Below are 16,591 nucleotides of genomic sequence, written 5' to 3'. Positions count from 1 at the left end.
AATCAGCCCGCGCAATTCCTGTCTGCGCAAACCGCGCGCTTTAGCGGCACGCGTCGCTCCTCTGCCCGCTCCTCTGCCCGTTCCGCATGCTCACCCCACCTGCGTCAGGTCCTCTGCCCGCTCCGGCCGCACCTCAGGCAATCCCTGATCGTGGCGCTCGAAAACCTCGCGCGCGGCGAACAGCGCGTTCAATGCCGCCGGGAACCCGGCATACAAGGCCATCTGCATGAACACCTCGACGATTTCCTCGCGCGTACAACCGACGTTCAGCGCCGCCTCGATATGCACCTTCAGCTGCGGTTGCGCACAGCCGAGCGTCGCAAGCGACGCGATGGTGGCAATCTCCCGCGCGCGCAGATCGAGTTGCGGACGGCTGTAGATATCGCCGAAACCGAACTCGATCAACAGTCGCCCGAAGTCCGGCGCAATCGGCGCAAGCGCGGCGATCACCTGCTCGCCGGCAGAACCGTCGATTTCCCTCAGTTTGTTCCAGCCTTGCGTGTAACGCTCGTTTTGCGCGTAGTCCATGGTGAGTCCTTTTCCTTTTCCGAGTGTGAGAACGATGACGTGTCGTCGATCCGTCGTGCATGACTCTCCGCTGCGGACGTCTTGCCGGCTGCTTCGCCTTCGTAATACGCGATCTTGTCGACGATTGCGCCAAGGTTGGCCTGCAAGTCGGCAATCCGCGCCAGAACCGCATCGCGATGCGCTACCAAAAGGTCGCGGCGCGCACCGAACGTCTGCTGACCCTCGGCACGCAGCGCCGCGAAGGCCTGCATGCCGGCGATCGGCATGCCGGTGGCTTTGAGGCGCATCAAAAACCGCAACCAGTCGAGGTCGGCCGGCGAATACAAGCGATGCCCCGCCTGCGTGCGGCCAACCGCGCGAATCAGCCCCGCCTGCTCGTAATAGCGCAGCGTATGCGTGGAGACGCCTATGGTGTCGGCGACCTGCCCGATGGTGAGTGCGTTCGACGTGTTCGACATGACAGGACTCAGGTTAGGACTTCGAGTGCACTCTAAGTCAAGTGCGTCGCGCTGTCATTCTCACGTAACCTCGGAACTCAGCCGGCGATGCAATGCGGTTCGATCGCGCTTCAATCGCGGTTCAATCGCGGTTCGATGCAAGCAATCCGGCTCACAACCGCCTTTTTGCCAGGCAAAAGGTTTAAAGATTGTTCACGACGATTTACTTGCCGTTGATCGGCCGGTATAAATCGTCGGCGGTCGCCAATAAGCGCGCGCGTTTGTCCTATGCTTAAGCGCAGCGCCTGCTGACACATTGCGTCGTCCGTTCCCGGCTAACTTTTGCCCTCAATGGAGTGCTTGCCATGCTGAAAAAGCTCGTGATGCTGTGCGTTGCCTTGATGTTGTCGCTGTCGGCCGGATTCGCGTCCGCTGTCGAAGTGAATTCCGCCGATCAGGCCGCACTCGAATCGGTCAAGGGCATTGGGCCCGTGCATGCGAAAGCGATCATCGAAGAACGCACGAAGAACGGGCCGTTCAAGGACGCCGACGATCTGGCCACGCGCGTCAAAGGCATTGGCAGCAAATCGGTGGTGAATCTGGAAGCGGCGGGCCTGACGATCAACGGCTCCTCTACGCCGCCAACGGGCGCGAAACCCGCGGCAAAGTCCACGGCGACGAAGACCGCGCCTGCGGCCAACACCGCGGCAACCGCAGCCACTACTGCAACGACCGCAACTCCGGCTGCCCCGGCCGACGCTTCAGGCGCAAAAGCTTCGAAGTCGTCGAAGAAAAAGGCTAAGGCCGCAGCCTCGGACGCGGCCGCGGCATCCGCGCCGCCGGCCACCGCCACTGCACCCGCAGCCCCCGCTGCTGCAGCCAGCGCGCCTGCCGACGCATCTGGCGCAAAGGCGTCGAAGAAGAAAGCGAAGAAGAGTAAGGCCGCGTCAGCAGCGGCGGCTTCGGGCGGCGCTTAAAGAACCTGCGCGCAAAAATCGGATCAGAGACTGACTAAGCCAGCAAGGCAGAGCGCCAGCAGCGAAGTTTCGGTGCAATTCGCGCGATCCGCGTGTGACGAGCATGCCGCGCTGCCGGCAATGCGCCTGCCTTCCCCCGACGCCGCGCAGCCGCGCGGCGCATCACCCGCCGACCCGTCATCGACGTGTCGGCATTCAAGAGAGACCGTCATGAGCCTACTCGACACCCTCGGTTCCCTGGTTGGCAAAACGCCCGAAGGCGGCGGCCAGCAAGCGCTGATCGCCGCCGCACTCGAATTCGTCAATAGCCAGCCGGGCGGCCTGAACGGCCTGATCCAGCGCTTCCAGGAGAAGGGCCTCGGCGACGTCGTATCGTCGTGGGTCAGCAACGGCGAGAACCAGCCGATTGCAGCCGATGCTTTGCACAGCGTGCTCGGATCCGAAGCCGTCACCGGACTTGCCGCAAAAGCCGGCGTGCAACCGGATCAGGTCACCGGCCTGCTCTCGCAGATTCTGCCCCACGTGGTCAACGCGGCAACCCCAGACGGCGAAGTGCCGGCCGAAGGCAAGCTGAACGCAACCACCGTGCTTGGCGCGCTCGGCGGCCTGTCCGCGTTGTTCGGCAAGGGCAACGCGTAAAGGGACTGCATAAGCGTGCTGATCGACGCAAGCACTGCCTTGCCTGCCCATTGAGCAGGCAAAAAAAAGCGGCAACGAAGGTGACTTCGTTGCCGCTTTGTCATTTGCGAAGCTGGTGCGTGACACGTCGCCCGGCGTAGGGCATCAAATCAAATCAATGCGTGATCAATGCTTGGGCCAACGCGCCGCATTGATACGACGCGTCAGCACACGACATCGATTAGTGCACGACTCGCTCGAACACCAGGTTGCCGTCTTCCAGTTCGACCGGAATGACGTCCTTCGGACCGAACTTGCCGGCCAGAATCAGCTTGGCGACCGGGTTCTCGATCTCCTGCTGGATTGCGCGCTTTAACGGCCGCGCGCCGAACAGCGGATCGTAGCCGACCTTGCCGACATGCTCCAACGCCTCGTCCGACACCACGAGTTGCATGTCGAGCTTGGCGAGCCGCTCGTGCAGACGCTGCAACTGGATTCGCGCGATGGACTGCACGTTCGAGCGATCGAGCGCATGGAACACCACGACGTCGTCGATACGGTTCAGGAACTCGGGGCGGAAGTGCAGCTTCACCTCTTCCCACACCGCGTCCTTCACGGCTTCCTGCGGTTCGCCGACCATTGCCTGAATGACCTGCGAACCGAGGTTCGACGTCATCACGATCACCGTGTTCTTGAAGTCCACGGTACGGCCCTGGCCATCGGTCATGCGGCCGTCGTCGAGCACTTGCAGCAGCACGTTGAACACGTCCGGATGCGCTTTCTCGATTTCGTCGAGCAGAATCACGCTATACGGCTTGCGGCGCACGGCTTCCGTCAGATAACCGCCTTCTTCGTAGCCCACATATCCGGGCGGCGCGCCGATCAAACGCGCGACGCTGTGCTTCTCCATGAATTCACTCATGTCGATGCGGATCAAGTGATCTTCCGAATCGAACAGGAACGCCGCCAGCGCCTTGCACAACTCGGTCTTACCTACGCCGGTCGGTCCGAGGAACAGGAACGAACCGTACGGACGGTTCGGATCCGACAGACCCGCGCGCGAGCGGCGGATCGCATCGGCCACCGCGCTGATCGCCTCGTCCTGACCGATTACGCGCTCATGTAGCTTGTCTTCGATCTGCAGCAGCTTTTCACGCTCGCCTTGCATCATTCGCGAAACCGGAATGCCGGTAGAGCGCGACACGACTTCCGCGATTTCCTCCGCGCCGACCTGCGTGCGCAACAGACGCGGACGCGTCGGATTGTTCTGCTCCTTCGCTTCAGCCTGCGTGACTTCCTTCAACTGCGCCTCGAGGCCCGGCAGTTTGCCGTATTGCAATTCCGCGACCTTTTCCAGCTTGCCTTCACGCTGCAAGCGCGTGATTTCCGCACGCGTCTTGTCGATCTCTTCCTTCAGTTGCGCGCTGCCCTGCACCGCTGCCTTCTCCGCAGTCCAGATTTCTTCGAGGTCCGAATATTCGCGGTCGAGCCGCTCGATTTCTTCCTCGATCAGTTGCAGACGCTTTTGCGACGCTTCGTCCTTCTCCTTCTTGACGGCTTCGCGTTCGATCTTCAGCTGGATCAAGCGACGGTCGAGCCGGTCCATCTCTTCGGGCTTCGAGTCGATTTCCATCTTGATCTTCGACGCCGCTTCGTCGATCAGGTCGATTGCCTTGTCCGGCAGGAAACGATCGGTGATGTAGCGATGCGACAGTTCCGCCGCCGCGACAATCGCCGGGTCGGTGATGTCCACGCCGTGGTGCAGCTCGTACTTCTCCTGCAAGCCGCGCAGAATTGCGATCGTGGCTTCCACCGTCGGCTCGTCGACCAGCACCTTCTGGAAGCGGCGTTCGAGCGCAGCATCCTTTTCGATGTACTTGCGATATTCGTCGAGCGTGGTTGCGCCGACGCAATGCAGTTCGCCGCGCGAGAGCGCCGGCTTCAGCATGTTGCCCGCGTCCATCGCGCCTTCGGCCTTGCCCGCGCCGACCATCGTGTGAATTTCGTCGATAAATACGATGGTTTGCCCTTCGTCTTTCGCGATGTCGTTCAGCACAGCCTTCAGGCGCTCTTCGAATTCGCCGCGATATTTCGCGCCCGCCAGCAACGCAGCCATGTCGAGCGACAGCACGCGCTTGCCCTTGAGCGTTTCAGGCACTTCGCCGTTGACGATCCGCTGCGCGAGCCCTTCGACGATCGCCGTCTTACCCACACCCGGCTCGCCGATCAGCACCGGATTGTTCTTCGTGCGGCGTTGCAGAATCTGAATGGAACGGCGGATTTCGTCGTCACGGCCGATCACCGGGTCGAGCTTGCCGGCACGCGCGCGCTCGGTCAGGTCGACCGTGTACTTCTTCAGCGCCTCGCGCTGGCTTTCGGCGTCCTGGCTGTGCACTTGCGAACCGCCACGCACCGCGGCAATCGCGCTTTCGAGCGACTTGCGCGACAAGCCGTGCTGGCGCGCGAGGCGGCCGGCTTCGCCCTTGTCGTCCGCGATCGCAAGCAGGAACATTTCACTTGCGATGAACGTGTCGTTGAGCTTTTGCGCTTCCTTGTCGGCCTGATTCAGCAGACCCGTGAGCTCGCGGCCGATCTGCACGTTGCCGTCCGTGCCTTGCACCTGCGGCAGACGCGTGATGGCGTCGTCGAGCGCGGTTTGCAACGCCTGAACATGCACGCCGGCGCGTGAAAGCAGCGAGCGCGCAGAGCCGTCCTGCTGCGCGACCAACGCCGCGAGAACATGAACGGGTTCGATGTATTGATTGTCATGGCCGACCGCGAGACTCTGCGCGTCAGCCAGCGCTTCCTGGAATTTAGTGGTGAGTTTGTCGATTCTCATGCGAGACCTCCAATTTCGATTACCACCAAAATGAGGCGTTTTATTCAGGTTTCAAGCGCTTTTTTAACGTCGCGACGGAGTTTTTAACATCTCCCGCGAAGAAAATGCGCGGCTGTGTGTCACCGCCGCGCTCAGGAAATCGACACCGGCTTGTCGCTCGCCGTCGTGACAGGCGTTAACGGTACGACCGGAATGACGGTGCGTATGCCGAGCAGCGCCGCAAGCGGACCTTGCGGACCCGCCACTTCGTCGATCGTATGGCGATCGAGTTCTGCGAGAAAAGCATGACGCGCCGCCTCGAGCGCGCCGCGCAGCCGGCACTGGGGCGTAATGACGCACGGTCGGCGTTCGCCGTTCTGATCCGGCAGGCAGGCCACCAGCGCGAAGTCGCTTTCCGTTGCGCGCACGACCTCGCCGACCGTCAGCGAACGGGTTCGTCCGGCGAGCCGTAAGCCGCCGTTGCGGCCGCGCACGGTTTCCACCCAGCCGAGTTCGCTCAGCTGCTGCACCACTTTCATCAGGTGATTCTTGGAGATGCCGTACGCCTGCGATATGTCCTGAATGGTCGATAAGCCCTCGCCCCGAACCGCGAGGTATAACAGGACGCGCAGCGAATAGTCGGTGTAGTCGGTCAGTCTCATAGGTGCAGTATCACAATGAGCGCAAGCCGCGATCCGTGGGATAACCGCGTCGATGCAAGGGTTGCCGGAGGCCGCAGCTTCGCCATAAGATGCCCATGGCGGATATTTATTATGCTGCTTGAGTAAAAGTTGGGCGTTCGCGCCCATGGTAACGTTTCCCGCCGCGCTCATTCGCAGGAAAAGCGCGCTTTTTTCAGTCCACTTCGGCGGAACGCGCCCTATTTCCGGCGGTTCGTGCCGGTGCGCGGCGCGCTGGGGCAGGCGACGAGCCAATCGTCGCACACTTCCGGAACTTGCATGAAGCCTTCTTTTCCCGCCGCGCCGTTTGTCGAGCGCGCCGCCGAGCCCGACGAAGCCAATATCCGCGAGCTTGTGTACGGTTTCTACGATCGCGTACGCGCAGATCCGCTGCTCGGGCCGGTTTTCGATGCGAAACTGGCCGGCCGCTGGGACGATCATCTACCGAAAATGTGCACGTTCTGGGCGAGTCTCGTGCTGGGCGCAAAGCAGTACCGCGGCAATGTGCAGCAGGCACATCAGCCGCTTGAAGGGATCGAGCCGCAGCATTTCAGCCGCTGGCTGTACCTGTTCCTCGATACTGTCGAGTCGCGTTATGAGCCGGCCGCCGCCGTCCGCTTCATGGAACCGGCGCTGCGCATCGCGCAGAGTTTGCAATTGAGCCGTTTCGGTTGGGACTACAAGATTCCGGCGGAACAACAGGCGTTGCTCGAACGCGTGGCGCCAAAGCGCTCTCCCCGCGGCGATGAGCCGCAGCTCCCCGAGCGGCCCGCTGGGGAGCCGTTTCCCACGCGCATTATCGGGCGGGCACGCGACGAGTGACGACGAGTGACGGTGATTGACGGCGCAACCCGCCGCTGATGCGACGAGCGCAGCAAACGCCTACTCCAGAGAGCCGTTCCCGGATTCGATGCCCCATCGCGCGAGCGCCGTATCGTCGGTCACGCGGGCGTCGACCCAGCGCTCGCCCGCTTCTGTCTTCTCCTTCTTCCAGAACGGCGCCTGAGTTTTCAGATAGTCCATCACGAACTCACACGACGCAAACGCATCCCCGCGATGCGCGGCCGTGGTCGCCACCAGCACGATCTGGTCGAGCGGATAAAGTTTGCCCACGCGATGCACGATCAGCACCTCGATGCCCGGCCAGCGCCGGCGTGCGCTTTCCACAATCGCTTCGAGCGACTTCTCAGTCATGCCCGGATAGTGCTCGAGCTCCATTGCCTCGACGGCGTTGCCCTCGTTCAGATCGCGCACGGTGCCGACAAAGCACGCCACGGCGCCTATCTTCGGATTGCGAGCGCGCAGCGCGGCAACTTCGGCGCTGAGGTCGAAATCTTCGGTCTGGACACGTACGGGCATGGCGGGCTCCTTGCGGTTCAACCGCCAGTGACGGGTGGAAAAAACGCGACCTCGCAACCCTCGGTGATTCGCGCGCCGGCGTTCGTCATGACGTGATTGCAGGCCATGCGCAGCGCGCGGCCTTCGGCGAGCGTGTCGGCCCAGATGCCGCCACGCACACGCAGCCAGGCGCGCACGTCGCCGACGGTCGCGACGCCTTCGGGCACGTCAACGGTTTCATCAGCCAGATCGAGCGCTTCACGCACGCTCGCAAAATATCGCAGTTGAATCTTCATGGGATGCCGCCGGCGTTGCCGGCCTCAATTCAGCAATTCGGAAAAAGGAATGAAACGCACGGTTTCGCCGGCGCTGATCGCATGATTGGGCGGATTGTCGATCAGCCCGTCGCCCCATACCGTCGACGTCAGCACGGCCGAGCTCTGGTTCGGAAACAGATCGAGCCCGCCAGCGTTGTTGATGCGCGCACGCAGAAATTCGTTGCGGCGATCGGCCTTGTTCTGCGTGAAGTCCGCGCGCAGCGACAGCGCGCGCGGTGCGACGGCCTGCACGCCCGCAAGCCGCAAAATGAACGGACGCACGAACAACAGAAAGGTCACGAAGCTCGACACAGGGTTGCCGGGCAGACCGATGAAAAACGTTTCGGCCGACGCAGCGGCATGCCCCGCATCAGAAGCGTGATTGCCGCTGGTTTCACCACCAGGCTCGCCGCTCCCCGCGCCGCGGCGCACGGCGCCGAACGCGAGCGGCTTGCCGGGTTTCATCGCGATCTGCCACATCGCGAGGCGTCCTTCCGCCTCGATGGCCGGCTTCACGTGATCTTCCTCGCCGACGGACACGCCCCCGCACGTCAGGATGAGATCGTGCGCGTGCGCGGCTTTACGCAGCAGGTCGCGCGTCGCATCGAGACGGTCGGCGACGATGCCAAAGTCGCTCACCTCGCAGCCGAGCTTCTCGAGCAGTCCACGCAGCGTAAAGCGATTCGAGTTGTAAATCGCGCCGGGCTTCAGCGGCTCGCCGGGCATGGTCAACTCGTCTCCGGTGAAGAAAACGGCAACCCGCACCCGGCGACGAACTTCCAGTTCGGCGCAACCGACCGACGCGGCAAGCCCCAACGCCTGCGGCGTGAGCCGCGTGCCGGCCGGCAGGATGACCGAACCGCTTTGAATGTCGGCGCCTTGCGCGGTGATCGATTCGCCGGGCCGGGGGCTGTGCAAAATGGTGACCTCGTCGCCGTCGGCTTCCGTTTGCTCCTGCATGACGACGGCGTCGGCACCCGGCGGCACGGTCGCGCCGGTGAAAATGCGGGCTGCCGTACCGGGCTTCAGCGGCTCGGGCGCGTGGCCGGCCGGGATGCGTTGCGACACCGGCAGACGGCGGTTGCCGTGCGTCGTCACGTCGGCGGCGTGGATCGCGTAGCCATCCATTGAACTGGTGTTCATTGGCGGCACGTCGAGCGGCGAAACGACATCCGCCGCAAGCACGCGGCCTGATGCTTCGAGCGTCGGAATGAATTCGCTGCCGATGACCGGGCTCGCAGCGCTGAGCAGGGTCGCCAATGCGTCGGCGGTGGCGAGCATCGGAGCGCGGGGCGTGGGTGTGGACATCTGGGGTTCGAAGCCGCAGGTTAAAAGAACATTGTAGCGGCCGAAGGCCGAGCCTTGTCACGCCCGCTCTTATCGGAGGGTTTCGCAGCGCGCGGCGGAGTTCTGAGGCGCTTGTCGCAGCGAATGCGGTAAGCGCGCCGCGTCCAACGCGACCCGACCGGCGGCCTGGCTTCAGCACTATCGGCGCGGCATGTCACGCGGGCCGCTGGCCCGCGCGCCAGTCGCAATTACGCGCCGGTGTTCGCCACGATGAAGTCCTTCACGCGCTGTGCGTCGGCGGGCAGCACTTCAAAACGCTGTGGCAGCGACTCCAGCCCCGTGAACGCGGCCGGACGCTCGGGCTCGCGCAACAGCGCTTCGCGAATCGTTTCGCCAAACTTGATCGGCTGCGCCGTCTCCAGCACGATCATCGGCACGCCGGGTTGCAGATGTTCGCGCGCCACCTTCAGGCCGTCTGCCGTGTGCGTGTCGATCATCGTGTCATAGCGCTGGAAGACGTCGCGAATCGCTTCAACGCGGTCGTCGTGGCTGCTGCGGCCCGATACGAAGCCGAACTCCTTCACACGAGCGAAGTCGCCGCTCGCCGCGAGGTCGAAACCGCCCTTTTCCTCGACGTCGCGGAACAATTGCAGCACTCGTGCCGGATCGCGGCCGAGCAGATCGAACACGAAACGCTCGAAGTTCGAGGCCTTCGAAATGTCCATGCTCGGGCTGCTCGTGTGATACGTCTCCGCGGCCTTGCGCACGCGGTAGATGCCGGTGCGGAAAAATTCGTCGAGCACGTCGTTTTCGTTCGTAGCCACCACGAGTTTTTCGATCGGCAGACCCATCATGCGCGCGATGTGACCCGCGCACACGTTGCCGAAATTGCCCGACGGCACCGTGAACGACACGCGCTCGTCGTTGCTCTTGGTCGCGGCGAAATAGCCCTTGAAGTAATAAACGACTTGCGCAACGACGCGCGCCCAGTTGATCGAATTGACCGTGCCGATCTTGTACTTCGCCTTGAACGCGTGGTCGTTCGAAACGGCTTTGACGATGTCCTGGCAATCGTCGAACACACCTTCGACCGCGAGGTTGAAAATGTTCGGGTCTTGCAGGCTGTACATCTGCGCGGTCTGGAACGCGCTCATCTTCTTGTGCGGCGACAGCATGAACACGCGAATGCCCTGCTTGCCGCGCATCGCGTATTCGGCGGCGCTGCCTGTGTCGCCCGAAGTCGCGCCGAGAATGTTCAGCGTCTCGCCGTGCTTCGCGAGCGCATATTCGAACAGGTTGCCGATCAACTGCATCGCCATGTCTTTGAACGCAAGCGTGGGACCGTTCGACAGTTCCAGCAGCGACAGCGGCGCGCCGTTCTCGACGCCGAGTGTTTTCAGCGGCGTGATCTGTTCCGCGCCTTCGTCGTCACGCACGTTGCAATACGTTTGCGCCGTGTACGTCTTCCGGGTCAGCGCGCGCAGGTCTTCAGCCGGAATGTCGTCGCTAAACTTCGACAATATTTCGAAGGCGAGGTCCGCATACGGCAGCGTGCGCCAACGCGCGAGTTCGTCGGCGCTGACGCGCGGGTATTCGGCCGGCAGATACAGCCCGCCGTCTTTTGCGAGACCGCCGAGCAAAATGTCGGAAAAAGTGTGGCGCTCGCCGGCTCCGGCGCCGCGCGTGGAGAGGTAGTTCATAGTTCGGCCTAGTTCAGCGCTTCCATGCGCAGCTTCGTAACTTGCGAGACAACGGTCTGCAACGCTTCGATCGACCTGATCGCCGCATTGACATTTTTTTCAACCGTTTCGTGCGTGATCAAAATGATGTCGGTCTCGCCCTTGCCGTTTGCATCGACGTGCTCCGATTCCTTTTGCAGCAGCGCGTCGATCGAAATGCCGGTGTCGGCCAGAATGCGCGTGATGTCGGCCAGCACGCCCGTCACGTCCGCGACCCGCAAACGCAGGTAGTAGCCGCTCGTCACTTCGTCGATCGGCAGAATCGGCGTGCTCGACAGGCGATCCGGCTGGAAAGCCAGATGCGGCACGCGATGCTCCGGGTCGGCCGTATGCAGGCGCGTCACGTCGACCAGATCCGCGACCACGGCGGACGCCGTCGGCTCCGCACCTGCGCCCTTGCCGTAGTAAAGCGTGGTGCCGACTGCGTCGCCGTGCACGACGACCGCGTTCATCGCGCCTTCCACATTGGCGAGCAGGCGCTTTTCCGGAATCAGCGTGGGGTGCACGCGCAATTCGATGCCCTTGTCGGTGCGCCGCGCGATGCCGAGCAGTTTGATGCGATAGCCGAGTTCCTCGGCATATTTGATGTCGATTGCGGCGAGCTTGCTGATGCCCTCCACATACGCGCGGTCGAACTGCACCGGCACGCCGAACGCGATCGCGCTCATGATCGTGGCCTTGTGTGCGGCGTCCACGCCTTCGATGTCGAAGGTCGGATCGGCTTCGGCGTAACCCAGTTCCTGCGCGGCCTTCAGCGCGGTCGCGAAGTCGAGCCCGCGGTCCCGCATTTCCGAAAGGATGTAGTTCGTCGTGCCGTTGATGATGCCCGCGATGTACTGGATGCGATTGGCCGTGAGCCCTTCGCGCAGCGCCTTGATGATCGGGATGCCGCCCGCCACCGCCGCCTCGAACGCGACCATCACGCCATTGGCGCGCGCCGCTTCGAAGATTTCCGTGCCGTGCACCGCGAGCAGCGCCTTGTTGGCCGTGACCACGTGCTTGCGATTCTTGATTGCGCGCAAAACCAGGTCGCGCGCCACGCCGGTGCCGCCGATCATTTCCGCGACGATATCGATCGAAGGATCGTCGACCACCGCGTTGAAGTCGTCGGTGAGCGCCACGCTCGCCGCGTCAGCGCCCAGCGCCGCGGTCGCCTTCGCCGGATTGCGCACTGCGATGCGCGCCACCTCGATGCCGCGGCCAGCCCGGCGTTTGATTTCTTCCTGATTGCGGCGCAGTACCGTGAAGGTGCCGCTGCCTACCGTGCCGAAGCCCAGCAGTCCAACTTTGATCGGTTCCATGCAGCGTGTTTTCGAGTAAATGTTTAAAAAGTGGCCCCAGCCCCGGCGCTTCGCGCCAGGCCCCGAGGGGGTGAGAAAGCCCGGGCGGCCCGGCGTTTTCTCACGAGGAAACGGGTGTCGGATGCAATGCGCCGCCGAAGCGCGAGTCGCCTATTGTGCGCTAGGCCGTGTGACGTCTGCGATAACCGTCCAGAAAACGCGCGATCCGGTTGATGGAATCCGCGAGGTCGTCGACATTCGGCAGGAACACGACGCGGAAATGATCCGGCGTTTTCCAGTTGAAACCCGTGCCCTGCACCAGCAGCACGCGCTCTTCCAGCAACAGGTCGAGGATGAACTGCTGGTCGTTCTGGATCGGATAAACCTTGGGGTCGAGGCGCGGGAACATGTACAGCGCCGCTTCCGGCTTCACGCAGCTCACGCCGGGGATCGACGTGAGCATGTCGTACGCGAGCTCGCGCTGTTTGTAGAGGCGCCCGCTCGGCACGATCAGGTCGTTGATGCTCTGATAGCCGCCGAGTGCGGTCTGGATCGCGTACTGGCCGGGCACGTTCGGGCACAGGCGCATGGACGCGAGAATGCCGAGTCCTTCGAAATAGTCTTTAGCGCTGCGGCGGTTCTCGCCGGTCAGGCCCGAAATGAACATCCAGCCCGCGCGGTAGCCGCAGGAGCGGTAGCTCTTCGACAGGCTGTTGAACGTGACCGTCAGCACGTCTTCCGAGAGCGCCGCCATCGACGTATGCGTCTTGCCGTCGTAGACGATCTTGTCGTACACCTCGTCGGCGAAGATCACGAGGCCGTGCTGCCGCGCTATCTCGATCAGGCCGAGCAGCAGTTCGTCGGAGTACAGCGCACCGGTCGGATTGTTCGGGTTGATGACGACGAGCGCGCGCGTGTTCGGCGTGATTTTCGCGCGGATGTCGTCGAGGTCGGGCATCCAGCGGTTGCCTTCGTCGCAGATGTAGTGCACCGGCGTGCCGCCCGCGAGGCTCACGCCGGCCGTCCACAGCGGATAGTCGGGCGCGGGCAGCAGCACCTCGTCGCCGTCGTTCAGGAGCCCCTGCAACGCCATCACGATGAGCTCGGAGGCGCCGTTGCCGATGTAGATGTCATCCAGCTCGACGCCGTGTACGCCCTTTTGCTGCGTGTAATGCATGATCGCCTTGCGCGCGGCGAACACACCTTTGGAGTCGGAGTAGCCGGACGAGCCCGGCAGATTCAGGATCATGTCCTGGATGATTTCGTCGGGCGCCTCGAAACCGAACGGCGCCAGATTGCCGATGTTCAGCTTGATGATGCGGTGGCCTTCTTCTTCGAGCCGCTTGGCGTGTTCGAGGACGGGCCCGCGAATGTCGTAGCAGACATTCAACAACTTGTTGGATTTGAGAATCGGTTTCACGGCGGGCAGTTCATCCTGGTTAATTGGCTTGGAGCCTTGGGCCTGCAGCTTCGGGCGAACGGGCACGGCCGGCGCGGGTCGGGCCGCCCTGCGCGGCCACTTCCCGAGGTTTGGTGCAGAGTCTGCTCGGAGCTCTTTGCGGCGGATTGCGCCGATGCACCAGCGAGACCGGCTAAAGCGGGCTAGAGCAGGCCGAAGCGCAGGCTAAAGCGGAACAAAAGCGGACGAAAGCGGGCAAAACCAGGGCGCTTGGCCGATAGACCCGCCCCGGATCGTCAGCGCGGCTTGTGGCGGCGCTTGGCGAGAGGCGCCGCTGGGCGGCTAAAAAGTTATAATTTAGCGGATTTTGGCCGACTTCCGCAATGCACCAACCGTAACGGGACCACAACGAACCGTGACGGAACCGCAACGGGAGCTTTTTCGGCCCTTTCGTGTCCCACCGCGTCTGACCGCCCTGCTCGCGCTTGCTACGACCAGGCCGCCAACACGCATGATGTCTCGCGACGACTTCGGAAAACGAATTTGAAATTACATCAGGATTCCAGCGGCGCCCTCAATACCGTGACCGGTTACGGCGACGGCTATGTCGAAATCAATCTGGTGCGTCATTCCGGCAGCCTCCTCGTGCTTCCGGAAGCGCCTGTCATTCCCTGGCCTGTCTCGTCCTTCGAGGAACTGAGCCCCGAGCTTTTCTCGATGCTGGTCGAGCCGGCGCCCGAAGTGGTGATCTTCGGCAGCGGCGAGCGGCTGCGGTTTCCGCACCCGCGCCTGACTGCCGCGCTTACCGCCAAACGCATCGGCGTTGAAACGATGGACTTCAAGGCCGCCTGCCGCACGTACAACATCTTGATGGCCGAGGGCCGCAAGGTCGCGGCCGCGCTGCTGATCGAAGGCTAGCGGGTCTGGCAATTGGTGCGCCGACGCCGTATCTGCTGCGTCGGAGGCCCCGGTTCGAACGCAGCGGCGCGAATTGGGCGGATGCGTTCAGTTAGCGTTGCTGTCGTGGCCCGGAGTGCCGGCGGCATTGCTGGCGACAGCGCTGCTCCAACCGCGCTGGGAGAGCATTTCACGCGAATTGCAGCACCCCCGCCCTCGCCGGGTCACGGACGATCACGTACACTGCGCGCCATCTATGCGAAGCCGGCGGTCTGGAGATTAGCGATTTCGGCCCCGTTGACGCGGCTGCGCGAGCCGCACAGCTCACCGAGGCAGCGGCCAACGTCTGTTCGTAGGGCACCGGTGCCTACGGCGCACGCAGCGCGCGAAATGCGCCGGCACGTGAGCGGCCATAAGACCTGGCGCGAGCCAAGGTACAGCTGCACAGCGGCTAGCCGCGAAGTCCGGGCCTGCCGCCCATTCCGAATAACAACGCAGCGCCGCCCATGCGGCGTCGCCAGAAAGGTTTAAATCGATGAACGATACGCCGTCGAGGCTACCGCTCAACCGCACCGCGATTCTGCTGCTGGTGCTGGCCCTTGCCGTGATCTGGTTCGTGCCGCTCGGGTGGCGCCATCTGCTGCCGAGCGATGAAGGCCGCTACGCCGAAATGGCGCGGGAAATGTTCGTGACCGGCGACTGGATCACGCCGCGCTACAACGGCTACAAGTACTTCGAGAAGCCACCGCTGCAAACGTGGGCGAACGCGCTCACGTTCGCGTGGTTCGGCATCGGCGAATGGCAGGCGCGGCTCTACACGGCGCTCACCGGATTTGCCGGCGTGCTGCTGATCGGCTTCACCGGCGCGCGCGTGTTCAATGCGGCCACCGGCGTGTTTGCAGCGCTGGTGCTCGCGACGTCGCCCTACTGGAACCTGATGGGCCACTTCAACACGCTCGACATGGGCCTGTCGTTCTGGATGGAACTCACGTTGTGCGCATTGCTGCTCGCTCAGCGCCCGAATCTCGAGACCGCCCGTGTGCGAGGCTGGATGTGGCTGTGCTGGGGTTCGATGGCGCTCGCCGTATTGTCGAAAGGCCTTGTCGGCGTCATTCTGCCGGGCGCCGTGCTGGTGATCTACACGCTGGTCGCGCGCGACTGGGCGGTGTGGAAGCGCCTGCATCTGATCGGCGGCCTCATCGTCTTCTTCGCGATCGTCACGCCGTGGTTCGTGCTGGTGCAGCAACGCAATCCCGAGTTCCTCAACTTCTTCTTCATCGTTCAGCAGTTCAAGCGGTACCTGACGCCCGAACAGAACCGTCCGGGGCCGTTCTATTATTTCGTGCCGGTGCTGATCGTCGGCTTCCTGCCCTGGCTCTCGGTGGTTCTGCAGAGTGTGCGTCACGCGTGGCGCCTGCCGCGCCAGCCGAATGGCTTCGCGCCTGTCACGATGTTGCTGGTGTGGACCGGCTTCATCTTCCTCTTCTTCAGCGCGTCGCATTCCAAGCTGCTCTCGTACACGCTGCCGATCGCGCCGCCCATCGCGCTGCTGATCGGAATGTATCTGCCGCTCGTCACGCGGGACCAGTGGCGCCGCCATCTCGCCGGCTATGCACTATTTCTCGTAGTGGCCGCGTTCGTCGCGCTCTTTCTGCCGCGCTTCGGCAGCCAGCGCAATCCCGCCGAGCTGTACGCGCAGTACCGCACGTGGGTACTGGCCGCGCTTGCCGTCGCGTTCGTGCTGACGCTCGCCGCACTGTGGTTCAATCGCCGCAGCCGCGCCGGCAGCCTCGGCACGATCGCGAGTTTTGGCGCGGCGTGGCTGTTGCTCGGCACGATCGCCGGCATCGGTCACGACGTGTTCGGCCGCCTCAGTTCCGGCGCGCCGCTCGCGCCCGCGATCAAGGCGCAGATGGCGAAGTTGCCGGCGGACACGCCGTTCTACTCGGTCGGCGTGCTCGACCACACGCTGCCGTTCTACATCGGCCATACGATGACCATGGTCGAGCATCCCGACGAACTCGCGTTCGGCGTGTCGGTGGAACCGCAGAAATGGCTGCCGTCGGTCGAGGCGTGGGTCGAGCGCTGGAAGGCCGACCGCTACGCACTCGCACTGATTCCGCCCTCCACTTACGAGCGGCTCCTGAAAGAAGGCCTGCCGATGCAGGTCGTTGCGCAGGACTCGCGCCGCGTCGTCGTAATGAAGCCGCTCGCTGCGGGCGCGGTGGCCGCGCCCGTGGAAAAAACCCAGCAGTGACCCCATATCAGGACCTGAA

General features: G+C 63.2%; 15 protein-coding genes. 5 read left to right on the top strand and 10 right to left on the bottom strand.

Annotation, left to right across the window (positions count from 1 at the left end; translation table 11 throughout):
- Positions 1 to 90: 90 nt before the first annotated feature.
- Both J2W46_RS16325 and J2W46_RS16320 read right to left on the bottom strand, forming a co-directional pair.
- On the bottom strand, positions 91 to 528 hold the full coding sequence (locus J2W46_RS16325) for a carboxymuconolactone decarboxylase family protein (RefSeq protein WP_310355011.1): 438 nt from the start codon (positions 526 to 528) through the stop codon (positions 91 to 93).
- Positions 480 to 986 (bottom strand): MerR family transcriptional regulator, encoded by a 507-nt coding sequence (locus J2W46_RS16320; RefSeq protein WP_310355010.1) that lies wholly within the window; start codon positions 984 to 986, stop codon positions 480 to 482. Before J2W46_RS16320 ends, J2W46_RS16325 begins: the two co-directional genes overlap by 49 nt.
- Before the next feature lie 344 nt (positions 987 to 1,330).
- Between J2W46_RS16320 and J2W46_RS16315 the strand changes: the two genes are divergently transcribed.
- Positions 1,331 to 1,942 (top strand): ComEA family DNA-binding protein, encoded by a 612-nt coding sequence (locus J2W46_RS16315; protein ID WP_087750982.1) that lies wholly within the window; start codon positions 1,331 to 1,333, stop codon positions 1,940 to 1,942.
- Positions 1,943 to 2,062: 120 nt separating this feature from the next.
- Positions 2,063 to 2,581, top strand: coding sequence for a YidB family protein (locus J2W46_RS16310; RefSeq protein WP_374726840.1), 519 nt, complete (start codon positions 2,063 to 2,065; stop codon positions 2,579 to 2,581).
- A gap of 220 nt (positions 2,582 to 2,801) precedes the next feature.
- Here J2W46_RS16310 and clpB read toward each other — a convergent pair whose 3' ends face one another.
- Positions 2,802 to 5,399 (bottom strand): ATP-dependent chaperone ClpB, encoded by a 2,598-nt coding sequence (clpB, locus tag J2W46_RS16305; protein ID WP_020065836.1) that lies wholly within the window; start codon positions 5,397 to 5,399, stop codon positions 2,802 to 2,804.
- Positions 5,400 to 5,530: 131 nt separating this feature from the next.
- A complete protein-coding gene (locus J2W46_RS16300) occupies positions 5,531 to 6,040 on the bottom strand; it encodes an Rrf2 family transcriptional regulator (protein WP_020065835.1) in 510 nt (169 codons plus the stop codon).
- A gap of 297 nt (positions 6,041 to 6,337) precedes the next feature.
- Between J2W46_RS16300 and J2W46_RS16295 the strand changes: the two genes are divergently transcribed.
- On the top strand, positions 6,338 to 6,880 hold the full coding sequence (locus J2W46_RS16295; protein WP_310355008.1) for a group III truncated hemoglobin: 543 nt from the start codon (positions 6,338 to 6,340) through the stop codon (positions 6,878 to 6,880).
- Positions 6,881 to 6,940: 60 nt separating this feature from the next.
- On the opposite strand, the gene moaE is transcribed toward J2W46_RS16295, so the two are convergent.
- The 6 genes from moaE to J2W46_RS16265 all read right to left on the bottom strand — a co-directional run bounded on the left by moaE (position 6,941) and on the right by J2W46_RS16265 (position 13,448).
- Positions 6,941 to 7,417 (bottom strand): molybdopterin synthase catalytic subunit MoaE, encoded by a 477-nt coding sequence (moaE, locus tag J2W46_RS16290; RefSeq protein ID WP_310355006.1) that lies wholly within the window; start codon positions 7,415 to 7,417, stop codon positions 6,941 to 6,943.
- A gap of 17 nt (positions 7,418 to 7,434) precedes the next feature.
- Complete coding sequence (gene moaD / locus J2W46_RS16285) at positions 7,435 to 7,692, bottom strand: molybdopterin converting factor subunit 1 (protein WP_310355004.1); 258 nt, start codon at positions 7,690 to 7,692, stop codon at positions 7,435 to 7,437.
- Between the two features lie 24 nt (positions 7,693 to 7,716).
- Positions 7,717 to 9,021, bottom strand: coding sequence for a molybdopterin molybdotransferase MoeA (locus J2W46_RS16280; RefSeq protein WP_310355002.1), 1,305 nt, complete (start codon positions 9,019 to 9,021; stop codon positions 7,717 to 7,719).
- Between the two features lie 227 nt (positions 9,022 to 9,248).
- On the bottom strand, positions 9,249 to 10,700 hold the full coding sequence (thrC, locus tag J2W46_RS16275; protein WP_288823871.1) for a threonine synthase: 1,452 nt from the start codon (positions 10,698 to 10,700) through the stop codon (positions 9,249 to 9,251).
- Between the two features lie 8 nt (positions 10,701 to 10,708).
- On the bottom strand, positions 10,709 to 12,040 hold the full coding sequence (locus J2W46_RS16270) for a homoserine dehydrogenase (protein WP_128594943.1): 1,332 nt from the start codon (positions 12,038 to 12,040) through the stop codon (positions 10,709 to 10,711).
- A 160-nt stretch (positions 12,041 to 12,200) separates the two neighbouring features.
- Positions 12,201 to 13,448 (bottom strand): pyridoxal phosphate-dependent aminotransferase, encoded by a 1,248-nt coding sequence (locus J2W46_RS16265; protein ID WP_310355239.1) that lies wholly within the window; start codon positions 13,446 to 13,448, stop codon positions 12,201 to 12,203.
- A gap of 513 nt (positions 13,449 to 13,961) precedes the next feature.
- Here J2W46_RS16265 and J2W46_RS16260 point away from each other — a divergent pair.
- The gene (locus tag J2W46_RS16260; RefSeq protein WP_204520707.1) at positions 13,962 to 14,336 is read left to right on the top strand and encodes an Mth938-like domain-containing protein; all 375 of its coding nucleotides are present in this window, start codon (positions 13,962 to 13,964) and stop codon (positions 14,334 to 14,336) included.
- Positions 14,337 to 14,850: 514 nt separating this feature from the next.
- The gene (locus tag J2W46_RS16255) at positions 14,851 to 16,572 is read left to right on the top strand and encodes a glycosyltransferase family 39 protein (protein ID WP_310354996.1); all 1,722 of its coding nucleotides are present in this window, start codon (positions 14,851 to 14,853) and stop codon (positions 16,570 to 16,572) included.
- Positions 16,573 to 16,591 lie beyond the last annotated feature (19 nt).

Origin of the sequence: Paraburkholderia strydomiana (assembly GCF_031456815.1) — a bacterium.
In the GTDB taxonomy this organism is placed as follows: Bacteria; Pseudomonadota; Gammaproteobacteria; order Burkholderiales; family Burkholderiaceae; genus Paraburkholderia; species Paraburkholderia caledonica.
This window is presented reverse-complemented; position numbering and strand designations above follow the sequence as displayed.

Excerpts from the sequence above, each read along its gene's own strand:
- J2W46_RS16270 (WP_128594943.1), bottom strand. The coding sequence starts at position 12,040 with ATGGAACCGATCAAAGTTGGACTGCTGGGCTTCGGCACGGTAGGCAGC.
- moaE (WP_310355006.1), bottom strand. The coding sequence starts at position 7,417 with ATGCCCGTACGTGTCCAGACCGAAGATTTCGACCTCAGCGCCGAAGTT.
- J2W46_RS16310 (WP_374726840.1), top strand. The coding sequence starts at position 2,063 with ATGCGCCTGCCTTCCCCCGACGCCGCGCAGCCGCGCGGCGCATCACCC.
- thrC (WP_288823871.1), bottom strand. The coding sequence starts at position 10,700 with ATGAACTACCTCTCCACGCGCGGCGCCGGAGCCGGCGAGCGCCACACT.
- J2W46_RS16315 (WP_087750982.1), top strand. The coding sequence starts at position 1,331 with ATGCTGAAAAAGCTCGTGATGCTGTGCGTTGCCTTGATGTTGTCGCTG.
- J2W46_RS16295 (WP_310355008.1), top strand. The coding sequence starts at position 6,338 with ATGAAGCCTTCTTTTCCCGCCGCGCCGTTTGTCGAGCGCGCCGCCGAG.
- moaD (WP_310355004.1), bottom strand. The coding sequence starts at position 7,692 with ATGAAGATTCAACTGCGATATTTTGCGAGCGTGCGTGAAGCGCTCGAT.
- clpB (WP_020065836.1), bottom strand. The coding sequence starts at position 5,399 with ATGAGAATCGACAAACTCACCACTAAATTCCAGGAAGCGCTGGCTGAC.
- J2W46_RS16280 (WP_310355002.1), bottom strand. The coding sequence starts at position 9,021 with ATGTCCACACCCACGCCCCGCGCTCCGATGCTCGCCACCGCCGACGCA.
- J2W46_RS16300 (WP_020065835.1), bottom strand. The coding sequence starts at position 6,040 with ATGAGACTGACCGACTACACCGACTATTCGCTGCGCGTCCTGTTATAC.
- J2W46_RS16325 (WP_310355011.1), bottom strand. The coding sequence starts at position 528 with ATGGACTACGCGCAAAACGAGCGTTACACGCAAGGCTGGAACAAACTG.
- J2W46_RS16320 (WP_310355010.1), bottom strand. The coding sequence starts at position 986 with ATGTCGAACACGTCGAACGCACTCACCATCGGGCAGGTCGCCGACACC.
- J2W46_RS16255 (WP_310354996.1), top strand. The coding sequence starts at position 14,851 with ATGAACGATACGCCGTCGAGGCTACCGCTCAACCGCACCGCGATTCTG.